17 protein-coding genes are annotated in these 19,148 nt (G+C 57.0%); 12 read left to right on the forward strand and 5 right to left on the reverse strand.

The features are described 5' to 3' along the window. Positions 1 to 198 precede the first annotated feature (198 nt). Together AC5FXY_RS06375 and AC5FXY_RS06380 are read left to right on the forward strand one after the other, a co-directional pair. On the forward strand, positions 199 to 1,200 hold the full coding sequence (locus AC5FXY_RS06375; RefSeq protein WP_493555810.1) for a gluconolaconase: 1,002 nt from the start codon (positions 199 to 201) through the stop codon (positions 1,198 to 1,200). Positions 1,201 to 1,661: 461 nt separating this feature from the next. After that, positions 1,662 to 5,297 carry a beta strand repeat-containing protein gene (locus AC5FXY_RS06380; RefSeq protein ID WP_493555811.1) on the forward strand — a complete coding sequence of 1,212 codons (3,636 nt, stop codon included), beginning with the start codon at positions 1,662 to 1,664 and terminating at the stop codon, positions 5,295 to 5,297. Positions 5,298 to 5,381: 84 nt separating this feature from the next. On the opposite strand, the gene AC5FXY_RS06385 is transcribed toward AC5FXY_RS06380, so the two are convergent. The 3 genes from AC5FXY_RS06385 to AC5FXY_RS06395 form a co-directional block, all read right to left on the reverse strand. Beyond that, positions 5,382 to 5,618, reverse strand: a complete 237-nt coding sequence (locus AC5FXY_RS06385; RefSeq protein ID WP_493555812.1) for a hypothetical protein — start codon at positions 5,616 to 5,618, stop codon at positions 5,382 to 5,384. Positions 5,619 to 5,985: 367 nt separating this feature from the next. After that, positions 5,986 to 6,816 carry a hypothetical protein gene (locus AC5FXY_RS06390; protein WP_493555813.1) on the reverse strand — a complete coding sequence of 277 codons (831 nt, stop codon included), beginning with the start codon at positions 6,814 to 6,816 and terminating at the stop codon, positions 5,986 to 5,988. 177 nt (positions 6,817 to 6,993) lie between these two features. After that, complete coding sequence (locus tag AC5FXY_RS06395) at positions 6,994 to 7,422, reverse strand: hypothetical protein (protein ID WP_493555814.1); 429 nt, start codon at positions 7,420 to 7,422, stop codon at positions 6,994 to 6,996. Positions 7,423 to 7,512: 90 nt separating this feature from the next. Here AC5FXY_RS06395 and AC5FXY_RS06400 point away from each other — a divergent pair, with 90 nt between their 5' ends. The 5 genes from AC5FXY_RS06400 (at position 7,513) to AC5FXY_RS06420 (ending at position 12,171) form a co-directional block, all read left to right on the forward strand. Further along, positions 7,513 to 8,109: a HupE/UreJ family protein gene (locus AC5FXY_RS06400; RefSeq protein ID WP_493555815.1), complete on the forward strand. Its 597-nt coding sequence runs from the start codon at positions 7,513 to 7,515 to the stop codon at positions 8,107 to 8,109. A 183-nt stretch (positions 8,110 to 8,292) separates the two neighbouring features. Continuing rightward, positions 8,293 to 10,650, forward strand: coding sequence for a M1 family metallopeptidase (locus tag AC5FXY_RS06405; protein WP_493555816.1), 2,358 nt, complete (start codon positions 8,293 to 8,295; stop codon positions 10,648 to 10,650). Positions 10,651 to 10,737: 87 nt separating this feature from the next. Beyond that, on the forward strand, positions 10,738 to 11,244 hold the full coding sequence (locus tag AC5FXY_RS06410; RefSeq protein WP_493555817.1) for a nuclear transport factor 2 family protein: 507 nt from the start codon (positions 10,738 to 10,740) through the stop codon (positions 11,242 to 11,244). Between the two features lie 55 nt (positions 11,245 to 11,299). Next, positions 11,300 to 11,674, forward strand: coding sequence for a PH domain-containing protein (locus AC5FXY_RS06415; RefSeq protein ID WP_493555818.1), 375 nt, complete (start codon positions 11,300 to 11,302; stop codon positions 11,672 to 11,674). 95 nt (positions 11,675 to 11,769) lie between these two features. Beyond that, positions 11,770 to 12,171, forward strand: a complete 402-nt coding sequence (locus tag AC5FXY_RS06420) for a hypothetical protein (RefSeq protein ID WP_493555819.1) — start codon at positions 11,770 to 11,772, stop codon at positions 12,169 to 12,171. A gap of 101 nt (positions 12,172 to 12,272) precedes the next feature. On the opposite strand, the gene AC5FXY_RS06425 is transcribed toward AC5FXY_RS06420, so the two are convergent. Then, the gene (locus AC5FXY_RS06425) at positions 12,273 to 13,646 is read right to left on the reverse strand and encodes an NAD(P)/FAD-dependent oxidoreductase (protein WP_493555820.1); all 1,374 of its coding nucleotides are present in this window, start codon (positions 13,644 to 13,646) and stop codon (positions 12,273 to 12,275) included. Positions 13,647 to 13,983: 337 nt separating this feature from the next. Continuing rightward, positions 13,984 to 14,661 carry a carboxypeptidase-like regulatory domain-containing protein gene (locus AC5FXY_RS06430; RefSeq protein ID WP_493555821.1) on the reverse strand — a complete coding sequence of 226 codons (678 nt, stop codon included), beginning with the start codon at positions 14,659 to 14,661 and terminating at the stop codon, positions 13,984 to 13,986. Between the two features lie 120 nt (positions 14,662 to 14,781). On the opposite strand from AC5FXY_RS06430, the gene AC5FXY_RS06435 reads away from it, so the two are divergent. The 5 genes from AC5FXY_RS06435 to pruA all read left to right on the forward strand — a co-directional run bounded on the left by AC5FXY_RS06435 (position 14,782) and on the right by pruA (position 19,062). Further along, positions 14,782 to 15,177: an ArsR/SmtB family transcription factor gene (locus tag AC5FXY_RS06435; protein ID WP_493555822.1), complete on the forward strand. Its 396-nt coding sequence runs from the start codon at positions 14,782 to 14,784 to the stop codon at positions 15,175 to 15,177. Positions 15,178 to 15,184: 7 nt separating this feature from the next. Further along, complete coding sequence (locus AC5FXY_RS06440; protein ID WP_493555823.1) at positions 15,185 to 15,505, forward strand: (2Fe-2S) ferredoxin domain-containing protein; 321 nt, start codon at positions 15,185 to 15,187, stop codon at positions 15,503 to 15,505. Between the two features lies 1 nt (position 15,506). Continuing rightward, positions 15,507 to 16,193, forward strand: a complete 687-nt coding sequence (locus AC5FXY_RS06445) for a hypothetical protein (protein ID WP_493555824.1) — start codon at positions 15,507 to 15,509, stop codon at positions 16,191 to 16,193. Between the two features lie 19 nt (positions 16,194 to 16,212). Further along, entirely contained in the window at positions 16,213 to 16,911 is a 699-nt protein-coding gene (locus AC5FXY_RS06450) for a YjjG family noncanonical pyrimidine nucleotidase (protein WP_493555825.1), read from the forward strand. A gap of 480 nt (positions 16,912 to 17,391) precedes the next feature. Then, positions 17,392 to 19,062, forward strand: a complete 1,671-nt coding sequence (pruA, locus tag AC5FXY_RS06455) for an L-glutamate gamma-semialdehyde dehydrogenase (protein ID WP_493555826.1) — start codon at positions 17,392 to 17,394, stop codon at positions 19,060 to 19,062. Positions 19,063 to 19,148: the final 86 nt, after the last annotated feature.

Raw genomic sequence — 19,148 nt, forward strand, 5'->3', positions numbered from 1 at the left:
CTGTGCAGCTAGTAGAGCGTTATTGTCATGTTCAAGCGACCCTAGGTTGGACTATCAAGCAGTGACTTAGATCGGTTTTATTATGACCTGAGCGGGCGCGGCAGCATCTTGAGCGAATAACCAAGCAACAACTCGTCATATCAGCCCTAAGCAGCGTATAACCAGCCATTTGATCCGCTGATTTTTATACTGCTTACCATGCCGCAATCCTTTCTCACGTGCGCCGGGCGCTCATTCGCTCAGTTGCGCTTCGTTGTCTTGGCTCTGAGCCTTATCACCGTACTGCCCGCCTGCTCCAACGATGACGATGACGTAGCCACCACGCCAGCCGGCCCGGACAGAATCACGGTGCCTCAGGCTGCTCTTTCCCCCGAAGGCATTCAGTACGACGAGCTGAACCGCCGTTTCCTGGTCAGCTCCCGCACCCAGGGCCGCATCGGCACGGTGACCGATGATAGCATTTATACTCAGCTGGCCGATGAGCCACGGCTAATTTCTACCATCGGCTTGAACTTGGACGCCAACCGCCGGCGCGTGCTGGCCGCCGTGGCCGATAATGGTGCCAATACAACCCGTACCACCCCGGCCACGCTGCGCCGACTGGCCGCCCTGGCTATTTTCAATGCCGACAACGGCAACCTGATTTCCTACGTCAACCTGGGCAGCCTGCGCCCCAACAGCCAACACTTCGCTAATGATATAGCAGTGGATGCCGAGGGCAATGCCTACATCACCGATAGCTTCGCCCCGCTGATTTACAAAGTCGATCCGCAGGGCAACCCCTCAGTATTCCTGGAGGACCAGCAGTTGTCCGCAGGCACTGGCTTCGGACTGAACGGCATTGTATTTCACCCCGATGGCTACCTGATCGTAGCCAAGACAAATGATGGCACGCTGTTCAAAGTACCCATCAACAATCCCATGGCTTTTACGCGGGTTACCACTACCCAAAGCCTAGTGGGGGCCGATGGCTTGCTGCTACTCGATCCGCAAACCTTACTGGTTGTATCGGGCAGTCAGAGCACAGTATTTCGCCTGTTTAGCGGCGACGCTTGGGCCACAGCCAGTCCTACCGGTAGCTTCGCGACGGGCGCCGTAAGTCCGACCACCCTCGCGCGCCGAAACAACACGGACGCCCACGTTTTGTACCCCTATCAATCCTCTGCGCCTCGATTCGCCATCGTCAAGGTTCGATTTTGAGTAATATAGAAAAAATCTAATTTATTTCCCTGTAACGTCCTACTAAGCCTGTTCAAGCACTTCTTTCGTGTACTTATCCTCAAGAAATGACAGAGAAAAGTGCCTGAACAGGCTTAGTAGGACTTTCTCTTTTCATACGCCCGATGACTTAGCCTCGAAGCCCAATCCGTTAATAAGCACTACCGCCCCGTCGGTACTAAGCCGATGAGGCCGTGGTGCTTGTCAACCTTTATTTTATTAACCCTATAAGTTGATTGTATTTTCTTAAGCATATTTGGCGGCCCTATAGCATAAGAGCCGATTTACGTCTGACGCTTACTCTATTCCGCCCCACCTATTTGTGCGCGCTTGGGGCAGTCGCCGCACATCTCCAAACCAATTTGGCATATCACTGAAGACTCATTTTCCAATGAGCCGGTCATCACTGTGCCTAGCTCTGCATTCCAATTTATTTCCATTATATGCCCCACCTTTTACGTTCTGACCGAACGCCGGTGAATCAAACGCTACGCACACTGGTGCGGCCGTTGGTCCTCTCCACGCTTGGTCTGCTGCCCTTGATGGGCGTTCAGGCCCAACAACGCCAGGCTCAAGCGTTGGCGCCCATGGCTACGCGGGCCGCCCTGCCAGCACGCGCTGCGGCCCTGCCCGCTCCTGCCCAAACGCCGCGCACAGCCGCTCGGGGCATTCACGCCGCCATCAGCTCCACCGCCACTGGTGGTAACTGGAGCGACGCGGCCACCTGGGCCGGTGGCGTAGTACCCACCGCTGCGGATGACGTAACCATCGTGGGAGGTGCTACCGTGACACTGGACGTAGCTGCCAGCTGCGCCTCGCTGACGGTAGCCAGCACCGGCTCCCTGCTCACGTCGTCTACCACGGCCTACTCGCTGCAGGTAGCTGGCAGTGTGACCAACAACGGTACGCTGGACCTGAGCGCCAGCAGCACCATCGGTTCCGACCTGCGCTTCACCGGCGCCGGCGACGCCACCTTTACCGGCACCGGCACTACCGACCTGCAGACCATGTCGCTGGCCAAATCGGTACGGGCCGACATCGTGGACATGAACCTGCCCACCATCACGGTGAAAGGCAGCCCTACCACCACCGACGGCTTCCTCTTCACGCGCACTACCGGTACTACCCCGGCTGACGACATGACGGGCACGTTGAAGATTTCGGGCACGGCTACGTACGCCAACCGTGTGTTTGGCAACGCCGCGTCCTACATCATTCCGGCTACCGGTGGCTTTTGGCTGAACAACCCCAACTTCACGGTATCCTCCCAAACGGGCTCCCCCGTGGTAAACGGCCTGCTTCGCATTACGGCCGGCACCTACAACGTGGGCAACTCCATCGGCAACTCTATCAACTTCGGCGCCAACTCCATATTTACTATGGAAGGCGGTTCGATGAGCACGGTAGGCCGCTTCACCAGCTTTACGTCGGCTACGGCCGCCGCTGCCATGACTTTCAACATGAGCGGGGGCACCATCAACGTAAGCACCGTTGGCAATACATCCGGTACGCCTTCATTTGGCGTAAACGGCACGACTACTATTTCCGGCGGCACCATTAACCTTGTGCAGCGGAGCACGGCCACCACGCCACTGGACTATTACGTAGCTGGCACTTACACCTTCACCGGTGGCACGGTAAACATCGGTACGGCGGCTACGGCTACCAATTTCGATTTCCGCGTACGGGGCAGCTTCCCGAACCTGATCATCGATAACACTACCAACGCCAAAAGCGCTGTCAGCCAGGGTCAAACCAATGTGTTTGGCACCCTGACTACCACCACGGGCTCAACCCTGAACCTGAATGGTTTCACCTTCCTGCAGGTAGGCCCTACGATTACCAACAACGGTACCATCACCGGCACCGTGGCCAGCAGCAACCTGTACTTTATTGGCAGCGTGCCTCAGACCCTCGGCGGCACGGGCACCATCATCAGCCCGCTCCGCGCGCTGACGGTGGACAACACAGGTGGCGGCGTAACGCTGACCAGCCCGGTAGTGACCTCACGCGTAAACCTCTTTACCGGTGACCTGAGTGGCGTCAGCAACCTCACCATTGGTGATGGTTCGGCTGTGTTCAACGTTATCCAAATTGGGGTAGCCGCAAACACACGTACCAGCGGCTCGTTTGCTGCAGCGCCTATTTTCAACCTCGGCACCGGTGCCCTGCAGTTGATTTACGGCCCGGAAACGGCTAGCCGTACCACCGGCTTCGAAATTCCGACCAACCGCGTGGTAGATGTAATCAGCATCTCCAACCCAGCTGGTGTAACGCTGGCTGGTGGCCCCGTGGCTGTACCCGGCGTATCGAACGCTTCGCTGATCCTAACTGCCGGTGTTCTGACTACTTCGGCGGCTAACCCAGTGGTGTTGGGCCCCAGCGCTGGCGCTATTCCTACGGGCTCGGCCACGAGCTACGTAAATGGTCCGCTAGGCATTGCAGTAAACAGCACCACGGCTGTGTCGCGCACTTTCGCCGTAGGCGACGCCGCTGGCTGGCGCCCGGTAGTGGTCAATGGCATCACGAACACGGCTCAGCAGATTTATACTGCTACGGTAATAAACGGCGCTACGGGCGGCACGGGCACCCTGCTCACCCTGAACCCCACGCGCTATGTACGCCTGGAAAACACGGCCAACCTGCCCGCTACTGCTACTGTGCAGCTGAGCTACGGTGCCGATGACACCAGCGTAGACCCGGCCACGGCCGTGGTAGCCCAAGCCGCTACGGCCGCCGGCAACTACGCTTCGCTGGGTGGCGCTCCAGCTACCACGCCCACCACGGGTATCGCCTCGGTGCAGAACCTGACGCCCGGCAACGACTTCTTCGTGCTGGCTGCTCCGGCCGCTTGCAACGCGACCTTCAGCTACGCCAGCGCTACGTACTGCACGAGCGGCACCACCCCCACACCAACGGCTCCGGGAACTACCGGTGGCACGTTCAGCTCGACTACGGGTCTGTCGATCAACGCCACCACCGGTGCTATCGACCTGGCAGCTTCCACGCCTGGCACTTACACCGTGACTTACTCGGCTGGTGCCTCGTGCACGGGCACAGCTACAGTAACCATCACGGCTCCGGCCACGGCCGGCTTCAGCTACGCCGCTACTAGCTACTGCACTTCGGCTACCACGGCCGCCACGCCCACGCTGGCTACCGGCGCTACGGCTGGCACTTTCTCATCGACGACTGGCCTGACCATTGACGCCACTACCGGTGCCATCACGCCCTCGACGTCGACGCCTGGCACCTACACCGTGACCAACACTGTGGCTGCCGCCGGTGGCTGCGCTGCCGTAACCAGCACCTTTAGCGTGACTATCACGGCTCCGCAGGTGGCCACGTTCAGCTACCCCGCGACGGGCAACACCTGCGCTGGCTCTACTGGCTCGGTAACGCCGACGCTGGGCACGGGTGCCTCGGCTGGCACGTTCAGCTCGACCACGGGCCTGTCGATCAACGCCACGACCGGTGCTATCGACCTGGCTGCCTCCACGGCCGGTACTTACACGGTGACCAACACCGTAGCCGCTGCCGGCGGCTGCGCGGCCGTGACGGCCACGGCCCAGGTAACGATCAACGCGGTACCGGCGCGCCCGACCGTGACGGTGGTCTACAACGGGGCAACGACGACGCTGACCAGCTCGGCCGCGACGGGCAACCAGTGGCTGCTGAACGGGGCGCCCATCGCCGGGGCCACCAACGCGACGTACGTGGTCAGCTCGGCGGCCCAGTTCGGCTCGTACACGGTGGTGACGACTTCGGCCCAGGGCTGCGCCTCGCAAGCCTCGGCGCCGCTGGTGGTCAACTCTTCGGTGAAGCCGCTAGCCGGCTCCGCGCTGCAGCTCTACCCAAACCCCACGCGTGACGGCCGCCTGACCGTGGCGCTGAGCGGCTACCGCCAGGCCGTGGAGCTGACCGTACTCAACGCCGTGGGCCAAGTGGTAACCCGCCAGACCGTACCCGCGGGCCAGGGCCAGCAGACCCTGGACCTTTCGGCCCTGCCGGCGGGCGTGTATATCCTGCGCGCCACCTCCGAGGGCGGCAACGACACCCGCCGCATCGTGAAGCAGTAAGCTTTTCTAATTCAGTAAAAAGCCCCGTCGGCACTGCGCCGACGGGGCTTTTTGATTTTGATTTGCCCCGACCAGCTAGGCTCATCAATAATGATACTGAAAGTACTTTGGTTTGAGCCGGCGCCGCACGTATGCGGGCAGCACCTCGCCCTGCTCGTAGGCCGCCAATACTTGGTCGCGACGAGCGGGCCGGTAGCGCCGCATGCGCATCAGACCAGCTCCAAGGGTAAAGCCGCTAGTGAGCAGACCTAGTGCTGGGGCCGGCGTACGGCCCACCACTTCTTTAGGCGCCCAGGCGGCAAAGGCAGAACCAACAATCAACGCGCAGCCGGTACCAACCATCCCAGTACTGCCCGCGTCCCGGTCTTGGAAGAGTCGGCGCACCGCTCGCACCGTATCCAACCGGGTGCGCCTCACTGCTCCAGCAATTGTCTGCAGATTGGATAAGGCCGCTTGAGCTTCCGCTGCGGGCGTCCTCAACAGCAGCATCGCACCAATCAACAATATCGAACAGCTAGATACGGCTGGTAAGCAGCGGTTGGGCATAATGAATTGGAGTAAATACCGTTACGGAGAGCCGCACGCAACCCAGATGGTTGCGCCGCTACTGACGACATTCACCACCGCGAAAAATATACCCCGCTGACTTGAGGTCAGCGGGGTATAAAAAAGCGAAAGATAATCTGGACTACAGGTAGCCGCCGCTAACCAGGAAATTGAGCAAATCCTGCTGCGCGGCACTCACACCGCCCACGGCGCCCCGGTTGTGATACTTGTTGTCTTTTTTCACCAGCACCTTATACTGCACGTCGCGGGCGCCGGGCATGTCCAGGTTCCAGGTTTGGATGTCGGCTTCGGCGATGTTAAGGCCATCGGGCAGCGTCACGTTCCACTTCTGCACGCCTTTGGCATCTTCCTGCAGATCCATGTAGCCGATGACCTTGCCACCTTGCATCACATCGAACTTGTTTTTGCCCCGACGGCTACCGCTCAATTGGGCTTGGCCGCCGCGGCTGCGCTCCACCGTCACGTACTTCAGCGGCTCCGCGCTCAGCTGCTTGGCTTTCTCGTCGGCGTACTTGGCCGAGAGCTTGGTGCCATAAGTCTGTACGAAGCTGGCAATGCCTTCGGGGTTTGGCTGGCCGTCGCGCATCACGTTCTGCTTCACCAGGGCGTTGGCCAGCTGGGTAGCGAAGTTCAGGCCTTCCTTGCCCATCTCGGCCGTTTCGCCGCCGGGCTGAAAGGTCATCATGTAGTAGATGAAGGTTTCGTTGTTGGGCAGCTGGGTGATGTTGCCTTTGGCCAGCATCACGTCTTTGTCGTCGAGGGTGCGCAGGGTAAAGTCCTTGAGCATGCCGCCGGACTTGATCAGCTTGCCGTAAGGCTTTTTATCGACCATGATTACGTCGCCCTTTAGAGCGACGTCCTGCGCGTGAGCGGCAGAAGAGGCCAATAGCAGCAGGCCGGCCAGATACAAGCCGACTTTGCGGCGCAGCGAGAGAAGAGAGTAAGTGTGCATCAATAAGTGACAGTGAAAGAATTTTGGGTATCAAAGCTAATCACTTTACCATTGATACTACTAACAACCAAGCAAATACAGGCCCTTTTAGAAGCACCCTGGAAAAAGCAACGAAGCCGACGCTATAGCGCCGGCTTCGTTGCTTTTTCCAGGGTGCAAATAGGCCATTGCCTAAGCCTACTTCCTGTCAGGCTGAAAATACTCCGGCCGCAGGCGGCGGCGGATGGCTCGCGGCAGTGACTTGCCTTGTTGGTATTGCTTGATGTAGGCTTCCTCCTTTTTGCTGCCGAAGCGCACCAGCTTACTGATGCCCAAGCCCAGCAGCGGAGCCGACACGGCAGCCGACGTGCCAGGACTCAGGGCAAACGGCCCCGACAATACACCATTTAGCAGCACCAGACCTCCAGCCGCGGTAAACACGGTACCGCCGTTGCGGCGTTTGCGAAACAGCGTCCGGATGGCCTGTACCGTGTCGGGGGCAGGCTTGGCGGGTCGCACGGCGGTGGGTGGAACTTCCGGGCCTGCCGACAAAGCAGGGCTGCTTTGGGCCCAGGCTACGGCGGTAAACAAACTAAAGCAGACTATCAGGAACAACAGCTTACGCATCGGGGTCGGGAAACGGGGGTTACCTATGCAAGATAACGTCACGACCTACATGACTCGTGCCAAAGCCAAATCAAATCCTAGTTTTGCCGCATGTCCGTTTTCCAGACTTACCTGCAGCTAGGATTCTTCCACATTTTTAACCTGCAGGCCTACGACCATCTGGTGTTCTTGCTGGCTTTATGTGCGCCTTACGTGCTGGCTGACTGGCGCCGGGTGGTGGCGCTGGTTACCAGCTTCACCATTGGGCACTCCGTCACCCTGGCGCTGGCCACGCTGGGCATCGTGCAGTTTCCGACGGCGGTTATCGAAGCTTTGATTCCGGTGACCATCCTGCTGACCTGCCTTGTGAACCTACTGCGCGCCGGCCGCGAACCGCGCCGCAACGAGCCCATCATATGGGCCTTGCCTAATGTGCTAGCCGCTGTGTTTGGCCTGATCCATGGCTTAGGCTTTTCCAACTACCTGCGCGAGCTGCTGGGCCAGACAAGCCAGCCCGTACTAGAGCTATTTTCCTTTAACCTTGGTGTCGAAATCGGTCAGCTACTGATTGTGGCGCTGATTCTGATTCTCGGCTTTGTAGTACTGCGCGGCTTCCGCGCCGCGCGCCGCGATTGGGTGCTGGTAGTGAGCGGGGCGGCAGCGGGCATTGCCATCATACTGCTGCTGGGGCAGGTTACGGGCAGCTGAACAGCAGTTTCGGCCTCGTTAAGGGCACTTTTTTTCAGCTTACCGCTTTTCTACCCAAACCAACACGCAGCCTTTTCAATTGAGCTGTGTTATTGACTGTTATCGGTAGCACCCTTCGTGGCTAACTAGAATTTTGCCGGATACCAGCTACCTTAAACGCCCATTTCGTCTCACTCACCGTCCATGCGTTTTCGTTTACTACTAGCCGCCGGCTTTGCGGCGCTGTTTGCCGCCCCGGCGGTGGCGCAACAAGCCCACTCCGGCACCGATAAATTTGCCCAGCTCGGCACGGAGCTGCCCACGCCCAATACCTACCGGACCGCCTCTGGCGCTCCAGGCAAGGATTATTGGCAGCAGCGCGCCGACTACAACATCAAGGTGACGCTCAACGATGACAACCAGAGCATCACCGGCTCGGAGGACATCACCTACACCAACCTCTCTCCCGACAAGCTCTCCTACCTCTGGTTGCAGCTCGACGCGAACATTTACGCGCCGAACTCCATGACAGCTCTCACCCAAACGGCCGAGCTGAAGGACCGCATGTCGTTTCAGGCGCTGGAGCACATCCAGCGCACGGGCTTCGATGGCTCTTTCAAAATCGACGACGTGCGGATGAAAGGCGGCTCCAAGCAGCTGCCTTACACCATCAACTACACCATGATGCGTGTAGACTTGCCGCAGCCGTTAGCCCCGAAGCAGTCCGTTACCTTCTCGGTGAAGTGGCACTACACGGTAAACGACCAGAAAGCCACTGGCGGCCGCTCGGGCTATGAGTTCTTCCCCGAGGATAAGAACTACCTCTACGAAATAGCGCAGTTCTACCCGCGCATGGCCGTGTACGACGACGTAAACGGCTGGCAGCACAAGCAGTTCCTCGGCCAGGGCGAATTCACGCTGCCCTTCGGTGACTACCGCGTGAGCATCACTGCCCCCGCCGACCACGTGGTAGGGGCCACGGGTACTTTGCAAAACGCCGAGCAGGTGCTCACTGCCACCCAGCGCAAGCGCCTGGAGCAGGCCCAGAATGCCAAGAGCCCGGTAGAAATTGTGACGCAGGACGAGGCGACCAAAGCTGAGCAAGGCCGCGCCAAGAACACCAAAACCTGGACTTATGCCGCCAAAAACGTGCGGGACTTCGCTTGGGCGTCGTCGCGCAAGTTTATCTGGGACGCCATGGGCCTGAAGATTGAGGGCAAGCCAGTGCTGGCTATGTCTTACTACCCCAAAGAGGCCAACCCGCTTTGGGGTAAGTATTCTACCGAGTCGGTAGCGCACACCTTGCGTGTGTACTCGCGCATGACGGTGCCTTATCAGTACCCGGTGGCCATTTCGGTGCACGGCCCCATCGGCGGCATGGAATACCCCATGCTGTGCTTCAACGGCTACCGCCCCGAGAAAGATGGCACCTACTCGGCAGCTACCAAGTACGGGCTGATTTCGGTGGTTATCCACGAGGTAGGCCACAACTTCTTCCCGATGATTGTAAACTCCGATGAGCGGCAATGGACGTGGATGGACGAGGGCCTGAACACCTTCATGCAGTATCTCACCGAACAGGAATGGGAACGGGGTTATCCCTCGCGCCGCGGCGAGCCGAGCCAGATTGTGCCGTACATGAGCATGGATAAGAGCCTGCAGAATCCGATCATGACCAACTCGGAATCGGTGCTGCAGCTTGGCAACAACGCCTACGGCAAGCCCGCCACGGCCCTGAATATCCTGCGCGAAACGGTGATGGGCCGCCAACTCTTTGACCACGCTTTCAAGACCTACGCCCAGCGTTGGGCCTATAAGCACCCCATGCCCGCCGACTTCTTCCGCAGCATGGAGGACGCCTCGGGCGTCGACCTCGACTGGTTCTGGCGTGGCTGGTTCTACGGCACCGAACACACCGACATCAGCATCGAAGGCGTGCAGTGGTACAAGGCCGACTCGAAGAACCCTGAAATCGAGAATGCCCGTCGCCGCGAGGAGCTGAACGCTTCGCCGCAGACCCTTTCGCAGCAGCGCAACCTGAAGGACATCCAGAAGACGCTGGTGGACGACAAACCCGAGCTGAAGGACTTCTACAACTCCTTCGACCCGCTGGCCGTGACCGACACCGACAAGGCCCGCTACCAGAAACTTGTATCCACGCTCGACCCCAAGCAGCAGGAAATCCTGAGCAAGGGGCTGAACTTCTATCAGGTAAACCTGAAAAATCACGGCGGCTTGGTAATGCCCGTCATCGTGCAGATGACCTTTAACGACGGCACGCAGGAAGTGGTGAACATCCCGGCCGAAATCTGGCGCCGCAACAACGCCGAGGTGACCAAGGTATTCGTAACCGAAAAGCCGGTGGCGTCCTTTACCCTAGACCCCTTCTTGCAAACCGCCGACACGGACCTCTCCAACAACGCCTTCCCACGCAAGCTGGCGCCCTCGCGCTTCGAGGCGTTCCAGCAGCAACAGCAGGTTACCTCAAACCCGATGCAGCAACGCAATGTATCGTCGCAGCAACCGCAGCAGGGTGGCGGCAGTACGGGCGGCAGCAATTAAGACCCACTGCTGATCAACTTATAACAGCCGGGCCATTTGGTTCGGCTGTTTTCTTTTATGCACATTGCTATTCCCAATTCTATAATCATGACGGTTACGCAGCATATTTCATTACGAACACTACTGGCGTTGCTGCCATTGCTACATTCTTGCACTTCTGCTAAGCCCACTGCGCAGGTTCAGCCATCTGGTAACCCTGCCGCTCGCACTGAGCTTTATCGGACCATTGCGCGGATGGATAGCCTGATGTTCGATGCCTTCAACCGTCATGACCTTGATAAGCTCAAAACCTTCTTTGCCCCTGATGTAGAATTCTACCACGACAAAGGCGGCCTAACCAATTACGAACAGACCATCAATGGTTTTCAAAAACTTTTCGCGTCTAACCAGAATACCGGCCTACGCCGCGATTTAGTGCCTGGCACCTTAGAGGTCTATTCAATTCCTGGTTACGGAGCGGTTGAAACGCATTTGCACAAGTTCTGCCACTTAGAAAATGGCAAGGACGATTGCGGCATTTTTAAGAACATGATGATCTGGAAAAAGCAAGGCGATGAGTGGAAAGTAACCCGAGTCGTTAGCTACGACCACTAAGCCGAGCAGCCGCCGCGCGTATAAGTATTTCACATTCTTAACATCTACACCAACCATGGGTATTTTCGATGGCCTCCTCGGCAACGCGTCCGAAAACGATACGCAGGAAATTCAACAAGAACTTACCCGTATCCTAGCTTCTGATGAACGTGTAGAAAAAGCTTACGCCATCATCCGCGACCAGATTATCTTCACCAACAAACGCTTGGTTTTGGTCGACAAACAGGGCGTGACGGGCAAAAAGCGCGACTACCTGAGCGTGCCCTACCGCAGTATCGAGCGGTTCAGCATGGAAACTACCGGCCACTTTGACTTGGACGCAGAACTCAAAATCTGGATACGCGGCATGGCTGAGCCCATCAGCAAGACGTTCCGCAACGACCGAAACATTCACGACATCGCACGGGCACTGGCCGAGTACGCGCTGTAGAATCTTTCAAGTCAGTATACTGTTGGCAGCAGTAGCCTGCAACCTTCGCGCCGGCTCCGTCCTCTTGTCATTACCACATTTATTGTCCCGTAATCATGAAATACCGTTCAGCTTTGGCAATGCTGTCGTTGGCGGCAGTGGCTGGCTCGTTCGCCGGCTGTGCCAACGACGACGACTACACTATACAGTGCGTTGAGGCGACCGTAATCGGGCGGCATTGTGGCATGCCATCAGGCTCTTACGGCTTTGTAATTGCCTTGACGAAGCCGGATATCAACACGTATCCGTGGGTAGACTCGACCGGCACGCAACATGATTTTGCCCTTACCGTCATCAATTTGCCCGTAGCACTACGCCGCCCTGGGCAAAAAGTGTACTTCACGGGGCATCAGGCCACTGAAGCCGAGCAGGCAGCCTTAGGCCCACGTACTACCATCTGCCAAGCACCGCCACCATTGATTACAATGGAAATAGCTAAGACGGAGCCTTGCAACTAGCAATTCCCTTTCACAGAAGCGCCCGGCAACTGCAAAGTTGCCGGGCGCTTCTGTATTAAGCTCCATCTGGATATCGTCTGCTCTGCATCAAGAGAAGCAGACTACGCGGCTGGTTTCTGAATTGCCGGCGGCGTCGGGTTGTATTCTGGCGTAGCCATCTGATGCTCAGCAGGCTTCTTGCCTTTGTCGTCCTTCATGTCGCGGCGGCTGAAGGGGCGGATGATGAGGCGCAGGGCTTGGTCGTTGCTGAAGTAACTAATGGCCCAGCCTACCAGCGCGACTAGCTTGTTGCGGAAGCCCACCAGCGTCAGTAAGTGCACAAAAAGCCAGGTGAGCCAGCCCAGGAAACCGTTGAAGTACCCTTTAGGAAGGTCTACCACGGCCCGGTTGCGGCTCACAATGGCCATAGCGCCTTTGTTGTTGTACTTGAACGGTACCGGCTGCTGGCCTTGCATTACCCGGCGGAAGTTGGCGGCCAGTTGCTCGGCCTGCTGAATGGCTACGGGTGCCAACATAGGCATTCCCTTGGGCATCTCCTCGGTCACCAAATTGGCCACGTCCCCGATGGCGAAGACGTTTTGCAGTCCTTCTACCTGGTTCCAACTGTTCACGTTGATGCGCTTATTGCGCGTCACCACTTGCTCGGGCACGCCGGGCAGGGCATTGCCGTTTACCCCGGCCGCCCAAATCAGATTCTCGGTGCGCACGAACTCCGTTTCGGAGTAGTAAGCACGGCAGTCCTCGAAGCGCTTGATGCCAGTATTTAGGCGTACGTGCACGCCTAAGTCCTGCAGGTAGCGCAAGGCATCCCGCTGCGACTTCTCCGACATGGGCCCGAGCAACGCCGGCCCGGCTTCGTACAGCAAGATCTGCATCTGCTTGAAGTCCAGTTCCGGGTAGTCTTTGGGCAGGACGTGGCGCTTCATTTCGGCCAGCGAGCCGCTGATTTCCACGCCCGTCGGGCCGCCGCCTACCACCACAATATTCATCAGGCCTTCGCGCACGATGGGGTCTTCGGTAAGCAGGGCCTTCTCGAAGTTCTGGAAGATAAACGACCGCAGATTCAGCGCATTCGGGATGCTCTTGATCTGCATGGCGTTCTTCTCGATGCTATCGATGCCGAAGAAGTTTGTGAGCGAACCAGTGGCCAGCACCAGGTAATCGTAGCGAATGTCGCCGATGTTGGTATTGATCGTGTTGTTGGCCGTGTCTACATGGTGCACGTCGGCCATGCGGTAGTAGAAGTTCTTCTGGCCGATGAAGATCTTGCGGATCGGGTAAGCAATGGCGTCGGCCTCTAGGGCACCGGTAGCTACTTGGTAGAGCAGCGGCTGAAAGTTGTGGTAGTTATTGCGGTCGACCACCACCACCTGCACGGGGTCGTCGGCCAGCTCTTTGGCCAAGCGCAAACCGGCAAAACCGCAGCCGATAATTACGACGCGCGGGCGGGAGGTTTGGGGAAGGTTCGTATCCATAGTGAATTACGGTAGTGGCAGCCAAAGCAGCCGCCGTTCCTGAAATGGCAAGCCATCCTCCCGCTTTACCGCAAAACGCCCTCCACGGTTGCGAGCCGCTGATTTTCGTGCATTTACGCCGCTTTCCCAACCCTTATTCCCCTTGGTAGGAAACAAACCCGGCCCTAGCCCGAACTACAGCATGGACATTGTCGAACGACATCGTTCGGGGGTAAATGTAACAATGGTTACCAATTGAGCGCAGTCATTATAAAAAAAGACCTGCGCCATCACGCAGGCCTATCACAAATGGGCATTTTTGCCGCTACAGTCAGCCTTGACCAACGGCATAAAGCATCTAGTCTTTCTTCTTGAATTCGCCGTTTTTGATCTGGTTGATGAGCTGCAGCCAGCTGAACGGGTTCAATAGCGGGTTGTTGGTGTATGGGTTCGGCGCTACGCCCATGCGGCGCTGCTGGTCATACTGCTGGGCCTGCATGGTTTGGCGGTAGTTGGCCATGCTGGTTACCGGAGCATTTTGGAAAATGCGGCGCAGAATCTGCTCGTTCAGGTTTTCTGCTGTACGCGTGCCCCGCTCCTGCGGCAGCTTCAGAGCCAGAAAGGCTTTCTTGAAGTCCTTCTCCGTCACGTAAGGAAAGATACGCACTTCGGGCAGCACGGTGGCGTCTTCCTTCAGCTGCACAATTACCGAGTAGCTCTGCCGCGGGTAATCGGGCGGGATAACCACGTACTGATTGCGGTAACCAAGCGAGCGAATCACAATAGAGTCGCCGGCCAGCACGGGCAACGAGAAATAGCCGTAGGCATTGGTAGCGGTGCCGCGGCCGGCTTTGGGCAGAAAGATGGTGGCACCGGGCACGCCCAGCAGCGAATCGCCGGTGGCTACGATACCCGTAAACTGCACCACCTGCCGTTGTCCCTGGGCTTGGGCACCGTGAGGCAGCAGCGCGGCCGCCAGCACGAGCAGCAAGCACATCAGCGATGAGCTGATCAGGAGACGAAGGGGGGTATTCAAGGGCATGTGGGCAAATGGCAGATAAACAAAGATAAGGCTCTTTCACGGGGCAGCAGGTGACGCCCGTGTACCTTTGAAATGTAAGCCGGTCGGATACATAACCCTTCCAGCAATCAAAAGATGCGTCTCAAACACTTTTCCGTTGCATTCGGCCTCGGTTTATATAAAGCACTTGGCGACGAGTCGCGGGTGCGCATCCTGCATTTGCTTTGGCGCAACGAGGAAATGTGCATATCCGATCTGGAACAAGTGCTAGACTTTACCCAGACCAAAGTTTCGCGGCAGCTAGCATACCTAAAAAATACCGGTTTGGTAACCTTTCGGCGGCTCGACAACTGGATGTTCTACTTCATCAAGGAGGAATACGCCGAACTGCTGCAGCAGCAACTGGGTTATATGGAGCGCGATGCACAGCTAGTAAAGGACCAGAAGACTTACCAAACGCTCTGGTCGAATCGGGAGTTGGCTGCGTATAAGCTGCAAAACCGCCACTGGACGGGCACACCGCGGCCATAGCACACCTATGAAGTACCAGCACCACCTGTTTGTCTGCACCAATCAGAAAAGCGGCGTCGGCGACGACGTGGCCAAGTCTATCAAGAAAGAGCTAAAAAAGCAGGATCTGAAAAGCCTGCTCATTGGTGGCAAGAAGCGTAAAAACCGGGTGCAGGCGGTAGGGTGCCTAGATGTATGCAAGCATTGCAAGAAAGGCAACGGTACTGCCTTGGTGGTGTATCCCGAGGGCATCTGGTATGGCGATGTGCAGCCCAAAGATGTGAGCGACATTGTGCAGGAGCACTTAGGGAATAACAAGCCGGTGAAACGGTTGCAGTTAGAACCCTAACATGTATTTCTCAGCTGGCTACTACTTAATCATTCCGAAGAATGAATGTAGCACCGTTAATGGACAAACATTTACTGACCGAACATGGTCGGTCAGCACTTACATAAGTGCTGTATACCCCAATCCTGAGTGGGGACTAAGCTGGTCATATAGTAAGCGTAGTTTATCCAAGACGGCCGGTAACTTTTCCCCTGATGAAGTTACGCTTGAAGCACTTCACGCCTGGGTTGATGCGGAGTATGACCAGAGCAACTATGGTTGGCCGGGCTTTTTTATCAGCCTAGAAAAGGCGCTGGAATTCAAACAGCTTTTTCTAACCTCGCTGCCTCAGGTAAAGCTTTTGGGATTATACCTAAACGAGAAGTACTACCTAATGGCTCTGACCCAAACACTAGCCCACAACTCGGTTGCCCTTGACCTGCATCAGTTGCTGCAAAAACATAACCTGGAACCGAGCAATGGAAGCACAATTGGCTTCGATTTGTTGGGCATCTTGAACCTTGGTGGTTATGAGCCTTTTTCCTTTCATGTACTCGAAAGCGAGTATAAGCAGACATTTGGCATCGACCTTAATGAATATGGTCTGTTCGCCAACGAAGCTGATTGCCTTAAGGTAGCAGCTTATACCGACCAGATTGCGGATGAACCTGCTGTTTGGCTTCCTTTCAAAGTGAAGCTGTTTACCTAGCTTCCTGAGTATCTTCTGTATGAAATCATACCGCCACCTCTTTTTCGACCTCGACCACACGCTTTGGGACTTCGAGAAAAACGCCGATGAAACCCTGCGGCACCTCTTCGAGCATCACCAGCTCGGCCGCTTCGGCACGTTTTCCGTCGATGAGTTTATCAGCCGCTACAGCGAGGTAAACCACGGTCTGTGGCGCCTGTACCAAGCCAACAAGGTAACGCAGGAGCAGTTACGCAGTGTGCGTTTCGTGCGCACCCTGGCCAAATTCGGCGTGCCCGAGGACGAAGTGCCAGCTACCCTTAGCAAAGACTTCACCGACATTTTGCCCCAGAAAGCAGCAGTATTTCCGTACACCTATGAGGTGCTGGAGTACCTGCGCGACAAGGGTTATGAGCTGCACCTGATTACCAACGGCTTCCGGGATGTGCAGCACGTTAAGCTCGCCTCGTCCAACCTCACTGACTATTTCCAGGAAATCGTTACCTCCGAGTGCAGCGGCTGCCTTAAGCCCGACCGACGCATCTTCGAGCACGCATTGGAGCGCTGCGGCGGCCACGCACAAGAAAGCTTGATGATCGGCGACAACCTAGAGTGCGACGTGCTGGGCGCATATAACGCGGGTATCGATCAGGTGTACTTCAACCCCGATAAGCGGCGCCATACGGCCGAGGTAACGTACGAGATTAGCTGCCTAAGCGAGCTGAAGGAGATTTTGTAATGCCTAGGCGTGCATCTAATCCTTGGCCTGGAGTTATAGTTTTCGTTTGTGCTCTGGGAATAATCGGCTACAGGATTTTCACCCAATGGCGCAGCCATCAAGGACCAAAAGTTGATGCATTAATAGGAACGCTACATGAATCGTGGGGCAACAAACCACGGCACGAACTCGAACTGAGTTATTCTACGATAGAAGGAACGCGTCTGAGTACCAGACTCACAGTAGACGAAGCCACATTTAATCGACATAGGGTTGGTGATACATTATCTATACGGTATTCTCCTTCTGAGCCAGAGCAAATAATAGAAGCTAATAAGGGCTGGTGGTCTGCTAGTGACCTTGTCGGGCTTTGTTTGATTGTTGGCATGATCTGGCTGTGTTTATATCTAGCCAAGCATGGCTACTCTGTTTGATTAAGACAGCCTGCTACCTTTGCCCATCCATTCCAGACCTCCCATCGCCAACAGATATTCCCACGCTATGGCCAACGGCTTTTTCAACGTCCCCGCTCCTAAGAACGAACCCGTAAAAGGCTACGCGCCCGGCTCCCCTGAACGTGCCGAGCTGCAAGCCATGCTCAAGGCGCTCAAGGAGCAGGAGCGCGACATTCCGATGTACATCGGCGGGCAGGAAGTGCGCACCGGCAACACCCAGCGCATTGCTCCTCCCCACGACCACCAGCACACCCTCGGCTACTTCCACGAAGGCTCGGCCGAGCACGTGCAGCAAGCCATTGACGCAGCCCTCGCGGCCCGTCCTATGTGGGCTGAGCTGCCTTGGCAGGAGCGCGCTGCCATCTTCCTGAAGGCTGCCGAGCTGCTGGCTGGCCCCTTCCGTGCACGTATCAATGCGGCCACCATGCTGGGACAGAGCAAAAACGCTTTCCAAGCGGAAATCGACGCGGCTTGCGAGCTGATCGACTTCTTCCGCTTCAACGTGCACTACATGCAGCAGATCTACCAGCAGCAGCCTGAGTCGGCGCCTGGTATGTGGAACCGCCTGGAGCACCGCCCGCTGGAAGGCTTCTTGTTTGCTCTCACGCCCTTCAACTTCACCTCCATTGCCGGCAACCTGCCTTCGGCCCCGGCCATGATGGGCAACGTAGTGGTGTGGAAGCCCTCCAATACCCAGATCTATTCGGCGCAGGTACTGATGGAGCTGTTCAAGGAAGCCGGCGTTCCGGACGGTGTCATCAACTTGGTGTATGTAGACGGTCCCACCGCCGGAGAAGTTATTTTCAACCACCGCGACTTCGCCGGCATCCACTTCACCGGTTCCACGGGTGTTTTCAACCACATCTGGAAGACCATCGGCCAAAACGTGGGCAAGTATCGCTCCTACCCCCGCGTGGTGGGCGAAACCGGCGGCAAGGACTTCATCATTGCCCACGAGTCGGCGCACCCGCGCCAGGTGGCCACGGCCATTACCCGCGGCGCTTTCGAGTTCCAAGGCCAGAAGTGCTCGGCCGCTTCGCGGGCTTACATTCCCTCGAACATGTGGGACGAGGTGCGTCAGTACCTCATCGACGACCTGAAGTCGTTTAAGATGGGCGACGTGGAGGACTTCTCGAACTTCATCAATGCCGTTATCGACGAAAGGTCATTCGACAAGCTGGCCAAGTACATCGACAACGCCCAGCAGGATGAGTCGGTAGAAATCATTGCCGGCGGCACCTACGATAAGTCGAAAGGCTATTTTATCGAGCCGACCATCATCAAGGCGCAGGATCCGCAGTACGTGACCATGTGCGAAGAGCTATTTGGCCCGGTGCTGACCTTGCACGTGTACGACTCGCAGAACTTCGAGAAGACGCTGGAGCTGGTAGACAACACTTCGCCCTACGCCCTCACCGGTGCCGTGTTCAGCCAGGACCGTTACGCCATTGACTTGGCCACGCGCAAGCTGGTACACGCGGCCGGCAACTTCTACATCAATGACAAGCCAACCGGCGCTGTGGTAGGCCAACAGCCCTTCGGTGGCGCCCGCGCTTCCGGCACCAACGACAAAGCCGGCTCTATCCTGAACCTGCTGCGCTGGGTGTCGCCGCGCACCATCAAGGAAACGTTCGTACCGCCGGTAGATTACCGTTACCCCTTCATGGGAGTAAACACGGGGGAGGATCTGAACGTGACTGGTGGCGCAGGCTTTTAAGCTTTAGCGCTTGCAAATAATCAAGCCGCTCTGTGACAAACAGGGCGGCTTTTGTGTTTATCACAGGGAAGGCTAGCTTAGCGCTT

It is taken from the genome of Hymenobacter sp. FMD4 (assembly GCF_058932745.1).